This is a genomic window from Pseudomonas sp. ArH3a, assembly GCF_022648765.1.
Taxonomy (GTDB): domain Bacteria; phylum Pseudomonadota; class Gammaproteobacteria; order Pseudomonadales; family Pseudomonadaceae; genus Aquipseudomonas.
The window spans coordinates 6682961-6695640 of the sequence record NZ_CP080330.1 but is presented as its reverse complement, the minus strand read 5'-3'; the positions used below and the strand labels follow the sequence as shown (position 1 = coordinate 6695640).

14 protein-coding genes and 1 other RNA gene are annotated in these 12680 nt (G+C 61.5%); 6 read left to right on the top strand and 9 right to left on the bottom strand.

From position 1 onward, the window contains the following. Positions 1-175 precede the first annotated feature (175 nt). Positions 176-1153, bottom strand: a complete 978-nt coding sequence (locus K0P33_RS30945; protein WP_094948794.1) for an NADPH:quinone oxidoreductase family protein — start codon at positions 1151-1153, stop codon at positions 176-178. Positions 1154-1303: 150 nt separating this feature from the next. Between K0P33_RS30945 and K0P33_RS30940 the strand changes: the two genes are divergently transcribed. Continuing rightward, positions 1304-1711: a flagellar basal body-associated protein FliL gene (locus K0P33_RS30940; protein WP_094948795.1), complete on the top strand. Its 408-nt coding sequence runs from the start codon at positions 1304-1306 to the stop codon at positions 1709-1711. Between the two features lie 100 nt (positions 1712-1811). On the opposite strand, the gene K0P33_RS30935 is transcribed toward K0P33_RS30940, so the two are convergent. The 4 genes from K0P33_RS30935 to K0P33_RS30920 all read right to left on the bottom strand — a co-directional run bounded on the left by K0P33_RS30935 (position 1812) and on the right by K0P33_RS30920 (position 7203). After that, positions 1812-2930, bottom strand: a complete 1119-nt coding sequence (locus tag K0P33_RS30935; protein ID WP_242153413.1) for an ABC transporter permease — start codon at positions 2928-2930, stop codon at positions 1812-1814. After that, positions 2930-5647 (bottom strand): ribosome-associated ATPase/putative transporter RbbA, encoded by a 2718-nt coding sequence (rbbA, locus tag K0P33_RS30930; RefSeq protein ID WP_242153408.1) that lies wholly within the window; start codon positions 5645-5647, stop codon positions 2930-2932. Before rbbA ends, K0P33_RS30935 begins: the two co-directional genes overlap by 1 nt. Then, on the bottom strand, positions 5644-6612 hold the full coding sequence (locus tag K0P33_RS30925) for a biotin/lipoyl-binding protein (protein ID WP_094948798.1): 969 nt from the start codon (positions 6610-6612) through the stop codon (positions 5644-5646). The genes rbbA and K0P33_RS30925 overlap by 4 nt, the downstream gene beginning before the upstream one ends. Before the next feature lie 141 nt (positions 6613-6753). Continuing rightward, entirely contained in the window at positions 6754-7203 is a 450-nt protein-coding gene (locus K0P33_RS30920; RefSeq protein WP_094948799.1) for an EVE domain-containing protein, read from the bottom strand. Positions 7204-7396: 193 nt separating this feature from the next. On the opposite strand from K0P33_RS30920, the gene K0P33_RS30915 reads away from it, so the two are divergent. After that, positions 7397-7546 (top strand): hypothetical protein, encoded by a 150-nt coding sequence (locus tag K0P33_RS30915; protein ID WP_010207387.1) that lies wholly within the window; start codon positions 7397-7399, stop codon positions 7544-7546. A 6-nt stretch (positions 7547-7552) separates the two neighbouring features. Here the strand turns inward: K0P33_RS30915 and K0P33_RS30910 are convergent, their stop codons facing one another. The 4 genes from K0P33_RS30910 to K0P33_RS30895 all read right to left on the bottom strand — a co-directional run bounded on the left by K0P33_RS30910 (position 7553) and on the right by K0P33_RS30895 (position 8973). After that, on the bottom strand, positions 7553-8182 hold the full coding sequence (locus K0P33_RS30910; protein ID WP_242156150.1) for a 5-formyltetrahydrofolate cyclo-ligase: 630 nt from the start codon (positions 8180-8182) through the stop codon (positions 7553-7555). Positions 8183-8240: 58 nt separating this feature from the next. Continuing rightward, positions 8241-8419, bottom strand: a non-coding RNA gene (gene ssrS, locus K0P33_RS30905) — 6S RNA. A gap of 30 nt (positions 8420-8449) precedes the next feature. Beyond that, the gene (locus K0P33_RS30900) at positions 8450-8767 is read right to left on the bottom strand and encodes a cell division protein ZapA (protein ID WP_003213956.1); all 318 of its coding nucleotides are present in this window, start codon (positions 8765-8767) and stop codon (positions 8450-8452) included. Continuing rightward, on the bottom strand, positions 8764-8973 hold the full coding sequence (locus K0P33_RS30895; protein ID WP_003177365.1) for a TIGR02449 family protein: 210 nt from the start codon (positions 8971-8973) through the stop codon (positions 8764-8766). Before K0P33_RS30895 ends, K0P33_RS30900 begins: the two co-directional genes overlap by 4 nt. Before the next feature lie 138 nt (positions 8974-9111). Here K0P33_RS30895 and K0P33_RS30890 point away from each other — a divergent pair, with 138 nt between their 5' ends. From K0P33_RS30890 to K0P33_RS30875, 4 genes are read left to right on the top strand one after another with little or no spacing between them, the layout of a single operon-like run. Further along, on the top strand, positions 9112-9669 hold the full coding sequence (locus K0P33_RS30890; protein ID WP_094948801.1) for a YecA family protein: 558 nt from the start codon (positions 9112-9114) through the stop codon (positions 9667-9669). Positions 9670-9689: 20 nt separating this feature from the next. Next, positions 9690-11012, top strand: coding sequence for a Xaa-Pro aminopeptidase (pepP, locus tag K0P33_RS30885; RefSeq protein WP_242153405.1), 1323 nt, complete (start codon positions 9690-9692; stop codon positions 11010-11012). Further along, positions 11009-12196 (top strand): 2-octaprenyl-6-methoxyphenyl hydroxylase, encoded by a 1188-nt coding sequence (gene ubiH / locus K0P33_RS30880; RefSeq protein WP_242153402.1) that lies wholly within the window; start codon positions 11009-11011, stop codon positions 12194-12196. The genes pepP and ubiH overlap by 4 nt, the downstream gene beginning before the upstream one ends. After that, on the top strand, positions 12189-12674 hold the full coding sequence (locus K0P33_RS30875; protein WP_094948804.1) for a DUF4442 domain-containing protein: 486 nt from the start codon (positions 12189-12191) through the stop codon (positions 12672-12674). Before ubiH ends, K0P33_RS30875 begins: the two co-directional genes overlap by 8 nt. Positions 12675-12680: the final 6 nt, after the last annotated feature.

The following is a 12680-nucleotide window of genomic DNA, read 5'->3' as shown; positions in this document are numbered from 1 at the left end:
CCGAAAATAGCATCGCCTCTTATCTGCAAACACAGGAAATCAGAGCAATTGCATGTTCTCTTATGAACATGTCGCAAATGGATAAGTGTGGGTCGGTATCAGTGCTTGAGACCTATGGAGATCAACTGTGGGAGCAGGCAAGCCAGCTCCCACAGTTAATGGCATTTCAAGTCGGTCAGCGGGTTTGCACGACGACCTTGCCCACCGCCTTGCGCTGCCCCAGGTCATTGATCGCTTGGGCAGCCTGCTCCAGCGGATACACCTTCGACACCAATGGCTTCAACTTCCCCTCGGCATACCAACTGAACAACTGCTGGAAGTTCGCCGCATTGTCCTGCGGCTGGCGCTGGGCGAACGAGCCCCAGAACACCCCGACCACCGAGGCACCTTTGAGCAGCGCCAAGTTCACCGGCAACTCGGGAATGCGCCCGCTGGCAAAACCCACCACCAACAGGCGGCCGTTCCAGGCGATGCCCCGAACGGCCTGGTCAAACAGGTCGCCGCCGACCGGGTCGTAGATGACGTCGACACCGTTGCCGTCGGTCAGGCGCTTGATTTCATCCTTGAGGCTGGCTTCGCTGTAGTTGATCAGCTCATCCGCGCCGGCCGCCTTGGCCACGGCGAGTTTATCGGCACTGCTGGCGGCGGCGATCACCCGCGCGCCCATGGCCTTGCCGATTTCCACGGCGGCCAGGCCCACGCCACCCGAGGCGCCGAGCACCAACAGGGTTTCGCCGGGTTGCAGGTGGGCGCGTTGTTTCAGCGCATGCATCGAAGTGCCGTAGGTCATGCTGAACGCGGCGGCGGTGTTGAAATCCATGCTCGGCGGGATCGGCAGCACGTTGTAGCCCGGCACCGCGACCTGCTCGGCAAAGCTGCCCCAGCCGGTCAAGGCCATGACCCGGTCGCCGACTTTCAGGTGGCTGACCTTCTCGCCCACTTCACTGACCACGCCCGCTGCTTCGCCCCCCGGTGAAAACGGGAAGGGCGGCTTGAACTGGTATTTGCCCTCGATGATCAAGGTGTCCGGGAAATTCACCCCGGCAGCGTGCACGTCCAGCAGGATTTCGTTCTTCTTGATCGCGGGGCTGGCGATCTCTTCCAGCACCAGGGTTTCGGCGGGGCCGAAGGCTTTGCACAGCACAGCTTTCATCGGGCTATTCCTTTTGGTGTCGTGGCCGATAAGTGTAGGAGGGTACGCCCGTGGGTCAACGAGCATGCCCGGGCCTGATAAGTCGCCATAAGCTTGTGCTCAGCCTTGCTAGCGTTATGCTACCCGGCAACCGAATTTGAGGAATGAACTGTGAAAGCGTGGATCCTGTTGATGCTCGCCCTGACCTTGCCGATGGCAGCCCAGGCCGAAGAAGCAAAAGAAGGTGAGGCACCGAAGGTCAGCTATATCAGCCTGACTCCGCCGTTCGTGGGCAACTACGGCCTGGATGGCACGGCAAAACTCAAGGTATTCAAAGCCGATATCGCTCTGCGCGTGACCGGGCCGGAAGCCGCGGCGGCGGTCAAAGCCAACGATCCGCTGATTCGTAACCAGTTGGTGGCGTTGTTCACTCAGCAGACCAACGAGGCCATGAGTACGGTTGAAGGCAAGGAAAAGCTGCGCCAGGAAGCCCTGAAGCAGACTCAGCAAGTGATGAGCGACGAGACCGGCAAACCGGTGGTGGAAGACCTGCTCTTCAATAACCTGATCATCCAATAAAGCGGGCGCTTCGCGCCATCGCGGGCAAGCCCGCTCCCTCATTTGGAATGCATTCACCTGTGGGCGCGGGCTTGCCCGCGATGACGGCAGTAGATACGCCTCAAGACGCCAGGCTCTTCCTGAACCTGGCCAGCGCCACGGCAAAAAACACCAAGCCAATCCCCGCCAGCGCCAGCAAGTCCGGCCACACCACGCTCACGCCCGCATCCCTGAATAAAATCGCCGCGCTCAAACTCACAAAGTGCGTGGACGGCGAGCCCTGCATCACCCACTGCAACCACTCGGGCATGCTGTCCAGCGGCGTGCTGCCACCTGACAGCAACAGCATTGGGATGATCACCGGAATCGCCAGCAAGCCGAACTGCGGTGTCGAGCGGGCGAGGGTGGCGAGGAAGATCCCCAGCGCGGTACTCGCAAACAGGTACAGCGCCGTCACAAACAGGAACAGGCTCAAGGAACCGGCCAGCGGCACGCCGAGCAAGCCTTTGACCACCAGTTCCAGCGACAGCCACGTACACAGCACCACCACCAGCATGTTGCTCCAGATTTTCGCCAGCATGATTTCCAGCGCGGTCAGCGGCAGCACCAGCAAATGATCGAGGGTGCCGTGCTCGCGTTCGCGCAGCAGTGCGGTGCCGGTGAGCACGATGGCGAGGATGGTGATGTTGTTGACGATCTGGATCACCGCCAGGAACCAGCCGCCTTCCAAGTTGGTGTTGAACAGCGCACGGGTCGTCAGCAATGCGGGCGCCTTTTGGCTGGCGTCGGCCTGGCCGCTGTAGTTGAGCAATTCACGCTGGAAAATTCTGCCGATGTAGCCTGCGCCCATAAACGCTTGGCTCATCGCCGTCGCATCCACGTTGACCTGCACACCCGGCTGGCGACCCGCCAACAAGTCGGCTTGGAAATTCGCCGGCACGTTGATCACAAAGGTGTACTCGCCGCTGTCCATGACCTTGTCCAGTTGGTCGTAGGCCAGCGGCGCGGGCGGCTGAAACTCGGGAGGCTGCAACGCCTCGGCCATCTGCCGCGACAGCGCGCTGTGGTCTTCATCGATAAAGGCCACGCTGGCGTTGTGCACGCCAATCACCGAACCGGCGGCGGGCATGTAGATCGCGACCGTGAAGGCATAGGCCAGAAACAGCAGCAATACGCTGTCATGGCGCAGGCTGGTGAGTTCCTTGAGGCCCAGGCGCAGGATGTGAGCGAGCTTGTGCATCAGGCCTCCTGCTTCTTGAGCATGATCAGGCTTAACCCGGTGAACCCGACAAAAAAGCCGAACAGCGCCAGGCATTGCGGCCACAGCTGGCGCAGGTCCAGGGCCTTGGTGAAGGTGCCCACGGCGATGTCCAGAAAGTGCCCCGCCGGAAACAGCATGCCCATCCATGCGGCCGCGCCTTCCAGGGATGAGCGCGGCACGATCAGCCCGGAGAATTGGATGGTCGGCAGGCTGGTGATGATCATGGTGCCGAGGATTGCCGCGATCTGGGTGCGGGTGAATGCCGAAATCAACAAGCCCATGCTGGTGGTGGCCAGCACATACAACAGGCCGCCGACTGCCAGCGCCAAGGCGCTACCCTTGAACGGCACACCGAACAGCCAGCGGTTCATCGCCACCAGCAGCGCCAGGTTGACCAGGCTCACGGCCAAGTACGGCGCCTGTTTGCCCAGCAGGAACTCCAGGCGGGTCAGGGGCGTGGCATAGAAGTTGGTGATCGAACCCAGCTCCTTTTCGCGCACGATGCCCAGGGCGGTGAGCATCGCCGGGATAAACGCCAGGATCAGCGCCATCACGCCCGGGCCGATGGCATTTACGCTGACCACGTCCTGGTTATAGCGAAAGCGCGTTTCCAGCTTGGCGGCGGCTTGGCTGCTGCGGGGCACGCTGCTCAATTCGGCCAGTTGCGCAAGATTGCCTTGGTGCACGGCCTCCACGTAATTGCGGCTGGTTTCCGCGCGAAACGGCATGCCGCCGTCGATCCACGCCGCTACCGTGGGTTGGCGACCGGCGTACAGGTCACGGCCAAAGCCCGGCGGGATTTCCAGGGCCAATTTGATTTCCGAGCGTTGCAGGCGTCGGTGCAGTTCGGTCGCGTCGCGGATGGGCGCCTGTTCGGCGAAGTAGCGCGAACTGCGGAAGGCTTCTAAGTAAGCGCGACTTTGTGGGGTCTGGTCCTGGTCGTAGACGGCGAAGGCGAGGTTTTCCACGTCCAGGGAAATGCCGTAGCCGAAGATCACCATCATAAACATCGCCCCGAGCAGGGCGAAGGCCATGCGCACTTTGTCGCGCAGCAGCTCTTTGCCTTCGCGGCTGGCGACCGCCAATAGCCGAGACACGCTGAAGCCACGTTTGCTCACGGGCGGCGCGCTGGTTTCGCTGACGGTAGCGCTGGGCGTGGCAGGTTCGGCTTCGCCTTGGGCCTGCTCCAGGCAGGTAACGAAGGCGGCTTCCAACGTGTCGCCGTGGAATTGCTGTTGCAGTGCCTTGGGTGTGTCGCAAGCCAGCACCTTGCCCGCATGCATCAGCGAGATGCGGTCGCAGCGCTGGGCTTCGTTCATGAAGTGGGTGGACAGGAAGATCGTTACGCCTTGCTCGCGGGACAGTTCAATCAGCAGCCGCCAGAAATCATCCCGTGCTGCCGGGTCAACGCCCGAGGTGGGTTCATCGAGGATCAGCACTTCCGGGCGGTGCAGCACCGCCACGGCCAATGACAGGCGCTGGCGCAGGCCGAGGGGCAATTCGCCGGAAGGCTGCTCGGCCACCTCGCCGAGGTCGAAGCGCTGAATCAACTCGTCGATACGCAGGCCGCTGTCAGCCTTGGGTAAGTCGAACAGTTGCGCGTGCAGCACCAGGTTCTGGCGCACGCTGAGTTCGCCGTACAGCGAGAAACTTTGCGACATGAACCCCACACGCTTGCGGGTCGCCAGGTCCTTGGCGTTCACCGGGTTGCCGAGCAGCGTGGCACTGCCTTCGGTGGCCGGCATCAGCCCGGTAAGGACTTTCATGGTGGTGGTCTTGCCGCAGCCGTTGGAACCGAGAAAGCCAAAAATCTCGCCGCGGCCGATGGCGAAGCTGACTTTGTTTACTGCCGTGAAATCACCAAAACGCAGCGTCAGGTTGTGGGCTTCGATGGCGATATCGGTGTTGCCGCTTTCGCGCGGGGGGATCACCAGTGGTTGATTGTTGTGGGCGCTGTCGCCCTGGAAATGGGTAAAGGCTTCATCGAGTTTGCCGCTGGGTGTGGCGGCCGCCAGTTCGCTGCTCAAGCCATCGGCAATGAGTTTGCCGCGATCGAGCATCAGGCAATGTTCGAACTGTTCGGCTTCTTCCATGTAGGCCGTAGCCACCAGTAGCGTCAGTTGCGGGCGCTCTCGGCGTACGCTGTCGACCAACTCCCAGAAGCGTCGGCGCGACAGTGGGTCGACGCCGGTGGTGGGTTCGTCGAGGATCAGCAGGTCCGGGTCGTGGATCAGCGCGCAGCACAGACCGAGCTTTTGTTTCATGCCGCCGGACAACTTGCCGGCCGGCCGCTCGGCGAAGCGCGCAAGGTCGGTGGCCAGCAACAGGTTGTGCATGCGCTGCTCGCAGTCAGCTTTCGACAGGCCGAACAGCGTGGCGAAGAAGCGGATGTTTTCGCTGATGGACAATTCGGGATACAAGTTGCCGCCCAGGCCTTGAGGCATGAAGGCAATGCGCGGGTACAGGCTGTTGCGGTGACGGCGGTCTTCGATGGAACCGCCGAGCACTTCCAGCTGGCCGACTTGAAGCTTTTTAACCCCGGCGATCAACCCCAGCAGGCTCGACTTGCCCGCGCCATCCGGGCCGATCAGCCCGCAGCGAGTGCCGGCGGGCAAGCTGAAGGCGATGTCGACCAGTGCCTGTTGCTTGCCGTAGCGGTGGTTGATACCCGTGGCGTGCAGCGCCAGGCCGGTCATTGCAGGTTGGCCGGCCAGTCGATATCAGCCGTGCGCACGTAGCCGGCGCCGGGCATGCCCGGTTTGGCTTGCGGTACAGCACTGGGTTGAGTCAGGCGTAGTTTGACGCGGAACACCAGCTTCTGGCGTTCGTCGCGGGTTTCCACTTCCTTGGGCGTGAACTGCGATTTGGCGGCGACAAAGCTGATTTTGGCCGGCAACGGTTGCTGGGGCAGGGCGTCGAGCAGGATGCGCGCATCACTGCCGACGGTCAGGCGACCGGTGACGGAGGCGGGCAGGTAGAGGTTCATGTACTGGTCATTCGGATCAATCAGCAGCAACACGCGGCCGCCCGCGCCGAGCACTTCACCCGGCTCGGCCAGGCGCAATTGAATAATGCCGTCGATGGGCGCGCGCAGGCTGCTGTCGTCGATTTCGCTGGTGAGCTGGGCCACTTGGGCCACGGCGGCGCCGATGGCGGCCTTCACCGAGTTGACCTGGGCTTGCGCGGCAACCACGGCAGCATTGCCGGTGTTCTGGCGCGCTTGTTGTTGGTCGATCAACTGGCTGCTGGCGAAGCCGCGCCGGTACAGCTCTTGGGTGCGCTTGAGTTCCTGATTGGCCAGCAGTTGTTCGCTCTGGCGCAACTGCACGTTGGCCTCGGCGGCGGCGAAGTTTTCTTTGGCACGTAGCACTTCGGCTTCGGCCTGGGCGCGCTGGGCTTCGAGGGTGCGGGTGTCCATGCGCGCGAGCAATTGGCCCTTGAGCACCTTGTCGCCTTCATCCACGCGCACTTCGGCCAGGCGCCCGGGTATCTTGGCGGCGATCTGCACTTCGGTGGATTCCAGGCGGCCGTTGCCCATGCTCAAACCTTCGGGCAGGCGGTCCTGGGTCGATCGCCAGTAACCGAAGCCACCGGCGCCCAGCAACAGCACGATCAGGGCGATGGCGAAAAGGCGCGACATAGTAGGGTGGTTCGTTGACATGGCTGCATCCTGCGGCATTAGCATCCTAGTTTGACCGGTATCGACCCGAGGGCCGTTGATACGGGTCAACTGAAGCGCAAGCCTAACCCGCTTGGCACGTAGATGCATGCACCAGAAGTGTGACCGCAGGGTTCTGCCTGTTCAGCGCAGGGCAAGTACCGCCGCCCATTGATCGGCCGTCACCGGCATTACGGATAAACGGCTGCCTTTTTGCACCAGCGGCAACTCGGCCAGTGCCGTTTGTTGTTTCAGGTAGCCCAGGCCCAGCACCTTTGAAAACGTCTCGACGTGCGCCACGTTGATCGCACTCCACGGATTTTTCTCCGGGCTGGCCTTGGCGTCGAAATAGTGGCTATCCGGTTCCAGCGCGGTGGGGTCCGGATAGGCGGCTTCGATGATTTTGCCAATGCCGGCAATGCCTGGTTCGGGGCAACTGGAGTGGTAGAAGAAGAACTCATCACCCACGGCCATTGCGCGTAGGAAATTGCGCGCCTGATAGTTACGCACCCCGTCCCAACGGGCTTCGCCGAGCTTTTCAAGACCCGTGATGGACAGTTCATCGGGCTCGGATTTCATCAGCCAGTAGGCCATTTTTGGGCTCCTGAAAAAGGCATTGGGCAAGTTGTCCGGCAATTCCATGACAAACCGACAGTCGGTTGGCGTCAAGGTTTGCGTGTTGGTTCACGTTACCGCAGAATGCCCGCTTTTAAGCTTGACGCAGCTGCAACGGACTACATTGGAACGTTGTTGTCATCGTGTACGAGTGCCTGAAGGGGGGCAATCGATGCAACGTAAACCGGATTTACTATGGATTTTGGTTATTTTGTTTGGTCTGGGCGTCGTGACCACCGGGTATGCCCAGAGCTTGTGGTCGAACAAGACGGATGCACCTGTTGAGCTGGCTCAGCAGCAGCCACAACCGTTCAAGCGTTAAAACTATTCAAGACGTCGCTGGTTCCAGCGACGTTTCTGCGACATACCAGTGCTTATCGGTGATGGTGCCCGCCAACGGCACGTCCCAGCTCGCCTGCGCCAAGCGCTCGACCTTCTGACATTCATGGGCCAGCCCCAGCAGCGTCGGCTTGCGCCAGCTCTGGCGCCTGGCGAGGTAGGCCAGGCTGCGGTCGTAAAAGCCGCCGCCCATGCCCAATCTTCCGCCCCCATCGTCGAACCCCACCAGCGGCAGCAACACCAGATCGAGTGTCCAGACTTGGCGCTGGCGATTGGCGTTCACTCGCGGTTCTAGGATGCGAAAACGGTTGGGCAGCAACTTATCCCCAGGCCGCACGCGCTGGAACACCATCTTGGTTCGCGGCCAGGCGCTGAGTACCGGCAGATAGGTAGCCTTGCCCCGGCGCTGAGCGGCGCGCAGCAGCAGGCGCGGATCGATTTCACCGTCCGTCGGTAGGTATAAAGAAATATGCTTGGCCCGGCGAAACAGCGGGTGCTGTGCCAGTTGCCGATACAGGCCTTGGGCGGCCTGGCGCTGCTCGCTCGGCGTGAGGGCGCGGCGGGCTTTGCGCAACATGCGTCGAAGTTGCGGACGGGAAAGCGGCGCAGGTTCGGTCATGGTTTTTCGGCTCATAAAACAATGCCAGTCCTAAGACTGGCATTGAGTTTGGGAATTCAGGCTCCCCGACAGAGCCGCTGTCGACTTAGCCCTTGAACCCGAAAGTTCAAGGTGGAAGATGCAGTAGGCTTTAAGGCTTTCCGTCTAGCGGACATGCACACCAGCCCAACGTGCAACTTCCAGGGTAGTGCGAATCGGCTCAGGGACATCGCCGACTGGCAAACACGCCAGGGAGTGGGGCGAGTATACCTTAAACAGACTCGGCAATCAGCCCTTGGGTGGCTCTGGATCGGTAGAAAGTACCAGATCAACCCGCTCCAGCAGGTCACGCACTTGCTCGCGCGTCGAGCCGCTGGCCTGCACGTCAGGCCGCTCCTGCTTATGCAGCAAATCGTGGGTAATGTTCAGTGCGGCCATCACAGCGATACGATCGGCGCCGATAACTTTGCCGCTGCTGCGGATTTCACGCATCTTGCCATCCAGGTAGCGGGCAGCACTCACCAGGTTGCTGCGTTCTTCCTGGGGGCAGATGATCGAATATTCTTTGTCGAGGATCTGCACGGTAACGCTATTGCTTGAACTCATGAGTCTTGCTCCAGGGCCTTCAGGCGCGAAATCATCGATTCGACCTTACGCCGGGCGATTTCGTTTTTTTCAATGAGGTGCGCGCGTTCCTCGCGCCAGGTCTTTTCCTGAGCTAATAGGAGTCCGTTTTGACTCTTAAGTTGCTCGACCCGATCAATTAGCAGCTCGAGTCTGGCCATCAGCGCTTGCAGGTCGGTGTCTTCCATTGGGTTCCACTGGATTTGTCTGATGAATGGCAGCTGCAGGATAAACGATCTGACGCCCTCGATAGTCTTGGTACGTCTGCCGGTGCTAGGATACAGCGCTTCATTCTAGACATTGCGCCGTCTGGCGCCTAGCTCACCATGCCTATTCAGAACTCCCCGTACGATGCTTTTTCCAAACTGCTGAGCACCAGCGGTCATCCTTGCTCGCCTGCCGAACTGCACGGCGTGCTGTTGGGCCGCAGTTGCACCGGTGTTGGCTTTGATGCTGACAACTGGCTGGCTGATGTGGCCGAGCTGCTCGAAACCGAGCCGACCGAGAACGTGCGTAACGCGCTGATCGGCCTGCAAGAGATGGTCAAAGGCGAGCTGACCGGTGACGACGTCACCGTAGTCCTGCTGCTGCCGACCGACGACGCGCCGCTCGCCGAACGCGCTGCCGCGCTGGGTCAATGGTGCCAGGGTTTCCTCCACGGTTTCGGCGTGAACGCCGGCGGCCTGGAGCTGAGCACCGACGCCAAGGAAGTGCTGCAGGACCTGGCGGCGATCTCCCAGGTGCAAGACGCCTTGGAAGAATCCGAAGACGGTGAAGGCGACTACATGGAAGTGATGGAATACCTGCGCGTCGCGCCGCTGCTGCTGTTCACCGAGACCAAAAAATCCGCTGAGCCAGCCGCAGCCAAGCCGTCGCTGCATTAAGAAAGGAAGCCCATCTGCCCATGATCCATATCCCGAAAGCGGAATACACCCGTCGCCGCAAGGCGCTCATGGCGCAGATGGAACCCAATAGCATCGCAATCCTGCCGGCTGCCGCCGTGGCGATCCGCAACCGTGATGTCGAGCACGTCTACCGCCAGGACAGCGACTTCCAGTACCTGAGCGGCTTCCCCGAACCGCAAGCGGTGATCGTGCTGATGCCTGGTCGCCTACATGGCGAGTACGTGCTGTTCTGCCGCGAGCGCAATGCCGAACGCGAATTGTGGGACGGCCTGCGTGCCGGTACCGAAGGCGCGATCCGTGACTTTGGTGCCGACGATGCGTTCCCCATCACCGATATCGACGACATCCTGCCCGGCCTGATCGAAGGTCGCGACCGGGTGTACTCGGCTATGGGCAGCAACGCCGAATTCGACCGGCATGTGATGGAGTGGATCAACGTGATCCGCTCTAAAGCGCACCTGGGCGCCCAGCCGCCGAATGAATTTGTTGCCCTGGATCACCTGCTCCACGACATGCGCCTGTATAAATCGGCGGCAGAAGTGAAGGTGATGCGCGAGGCCGCACGAATTTCCTGCGCCGCCCACGTGAAGGCGATGCAGGCCAGCCGCGCGGGGTTGCATGAATTCAGCCTGGAAGCCGAGCTGGATTACGAATTCCGCAAGGGCGGCGCGAAAATGCCCGCCTATGGCTCCATCGTCGCCGCCGGGCGCAATAGCTGCATCCTGCATTACCAGCAGAATGACGCGGTGCTCAAGGACGGCGACCTGGTGCTGATCGACGCCGGTTGCGAGATCGACTGCTACGCCAGCGACATCACCCGCACCTGGCCGGTTAACGGCACGTTTTCGCCCGAGCAGAAGGCGATCTACGAGATTGTGCTGGCCTCCCAGGAAGCCGCTTTTGCCGAGATCGCGCCGAACAAACATTGGAACCAGGCCCACGAGGCGACGGTGCGCGTCATCACCGCCGGGCTGGTGAAGCTGGGGTTGCTGCAAGGCGACGTCGACGAGCTGATCGCCGGCGAAGCCTATCGCGCCTTTTATATGCACCGCGCCGGCCATTGGCTGGGCATGGATGTGCATGATGTGGGCGAGTACAAGGTGGGCGGTGAATGGCGGGTGCTGGAAGTCGGCATGGCGTTGACCGTGGAACCTGGCATCTATATTTCGCCCGACAACCAGAACGTGGCGAAGAAATGGCGTGGCATTGGCGTACGCATCGAGGACGACGTGGTAGTGACCAAGCAAGGCTGTGAAATTTTGACCGGCGGCGTGCCCAAGACCGTCGCCGAGATCGAAGCGCTGATGGCGGCTGCCCGATGAGCCGGGTCAACGTGGCGATTATCGGCGGCGGTCTGGTGGGCGCCAGCCTGGCGTTGGCGTTGCAGGCGGGTGCCAAGGCACGCGGCTGGAAGATCGTGCTGATCGAACCGTTCGCGCCGGGTGACAGTTACCAGCCGAGCTATGACGCGCGCTCTTCGGCGTTGTCCTACGGCGCTCGGCAGATTTATCAGCGCTTGGGCCTGTGGCAGGACATTTCCCGCCGCGCCGAGCCGATCAAACAGATTCACGTGTCGGACCGTGGCCGCTTCTCCACTGCGCGCCTGTCTGCCATGGAGGAGGGTGTGCCGGCCCTCGGCTATGTGGTGGAAAACGCCTGGCTCGGCCAATGCCTGTGGAAAGGCCTGGACAAGGACGTGGTCAGTTGGCGTTGCCCGGCGGAAGTCACCCGCATGGAGCCGCTGGCCGATGGCTATCGCCTGACCCTCAACGATGAAACCGTGCTGGAATGCGACCTCGCGGTATTGGCCGATGGCGGTCGCTCCGGTTTGCGCGAGCAATTGGGCGTCGGTGTGAAAACCCGGCCCTACAACCAGAGCGCGTTGATCGCCAACATCACCCCAAGCGAAGCCCACAATGGCGAGGCCTTCGAGCGTTTCACCGATGAGGGCCCCATGGCCCTGCTGCCGCTGCCGGACAACCGCTGCGCGCTGGTGTGGACGCGCATCGGCATGGACGCCCAGCGCCTGGCCAACCTTGATGAGCGCAGCTTCCTCAGCGAATTGCAGGGCGTGTTCGGCTATCGCCTGGGCACGTTGAAGCAAGTCGGCGCGCGGCACCTGTACCCGCTGACGCTGGTGGAGGCCGAAGAACAAGTACGCTCGCACCTGGCCATCCTCGGTAATGCCGCCCACAGCCTGCACCCGATTGCCGGGCAGGGTTTCAATTTGTCCCTGCGCGATGCCAACGCCTTGGCCGAAGCCTTGCTGGCCGGGCCTGAGGTGCCGGGCGATTTGGCAACCTTGCAACGCTATCGCGAGCGCCAACGCCTGGATCAGAAATTGACCGTAGGTTTCTCCGATCAAGTCACGCGGCTGTTTGGCAGTGCTCAACCGTTGGTGGCCTTGGGCCGTAACATGGGCTTGCTGGGCCTGGATTTGTTACCGCCGGCCAAACGCTGGTTCGCCCGTCAGGCCATGGGCCTGGGCACGCGCCCCGATGCGTAACTGGCTGACCCGACGCCTGGGCAAGGCGCGGCTGTTGCGCTGGGCTCTGTCCTTGTACCCGCCGTACCTGGGCGCTGGAATCCGGGTGCAGGCACTCAGTGCGGATTTGCGCTATGCCAAGGTGCGCATGGGCCTGGGCTGGTACAACCGCAATTACGTCGGCACGCAATTCGGCGGCAGCCTGTATTCGATGGTCGACCCGTTCTACATGCTCTTGTTGATGGAAAACCTGGGCCGCGACTACATCGTCTGGGACAAAGCCGCGAGCATCGACTTCGTGTCGCCGGGCAAAGGCCCGGTGTACGCCGAATTTTCCATCGACGAGGCCTTGCTGGACGAGATTCGCAGGCAGACCGAAGGTGGCGAGAAGTACTTGCCCCACCTCAAAGTACAGATTCATGACGGCTCCGGCACCTTGGTGGCGCGGGTCGAAAAAACCCTTTACGTGCGGCGCAAGCCGCCAGCAAAGCAGGCTTAAAGCATG

What these genes read in the sequence shown, in the direction of transcription:
- pepP (WP_242153405.1), top strand. Translation starts at nt 9,690, where the DNA reads ATGATCCATATCCCGAAAGCGGAATACACCCGTCGCCGCAAGGCGCTC.
- K0P33_RS30945 (WP_094948794.1), bottom strand. Translation starts at nt 1,153, where the DNA reads ATGAAAGCTGTGCTGTGCAAAGCCTTCGGCCCCGCCGAAACCCTGGTG.
- ubiH (WP_242153402.1), top strand. Translation starts at nt 11,009, where the DNA reads ATGAGCCGGGTCAACGTGGCGATTATCGGCGGCGGTCTGGTGGGCGCC.
- K0P33_RS30910 (WP_242156150.1), bottom strand. Translation starts at nt 8,182, where the DNA reads ATGACCGAACCTGCGCCGCTTTCCCGTCCGCAACTTCGACGCATGTTG.
- rbbA (WP_242153408.1), bottom strand. Translation starts at nt 5,647, where the DNA reads ATGACCGGCCTGGCGCTGCACGCCACGGGTATCAACCACCGCTACGGC.
- K0P33_RS30925 (WP_094948798.1), bottom strand. Translation starts at nt 6,612, where the DNA reads ATGTCAACGAACCACCCTACTATGTCGCGCCTTTTCGCCATCGCCCTG.
- K0P33_RS30920 (WP_094948799.1), bottom strand. Translation starts at nt 7,203, where the DNA reads ATGGCCTACTGGCTGATGAAATCCGAGCCCGATGAACTGTCCATCACG.
- K0P33_RS30915 (WP_010207387.1), top strand. Translation starts at nt 7,397, where the DNA reads ATGCAACGTAAACCGGATTTACTATGGATTTTGGTTATTTTGTTTGGT.
- K0P33_RS30890 (WP_094948801.1), top strand. Translation starts at nt 9,112, where the DNA reads ATGCCTATTCAGAACTCCCCGTACGATGCTTTTTCCAAACTGCTGAGC.
- K0P33_RS30900 (WP_003213956.1), bottom strand. Translation starts at nt 8,767, where the DNA reads ATGAGTTCAAGCAATAGCGTTACCGTGCAGATCCTCGACAAAGAATAT.
- K0P33_RS30935 (WP_242153413.1), bottom strand. Translation starts at nt 2,930, where the DNA reads ATGCACAAGCTCGCTCACATCCTGCGCCTGGGCCTCAAGGAACTCACC.
- K0P33_RS30875 (WP_094948804.1), top strand. Translation starts at nt 12,189, where the DNA reads ATGCGTAACTGGCTGACCCGACGCCTGGGCAAGGCGCGGCTGTTGCGC.
- K0P33_RS30895 (WP_003177365.1), bottom strand. Translation starts at nt 8,973, where the DNA reads ATGGAAGACACCGACCTGCAAGCGCTGATGGCCAGACTCGAGCTGCTA.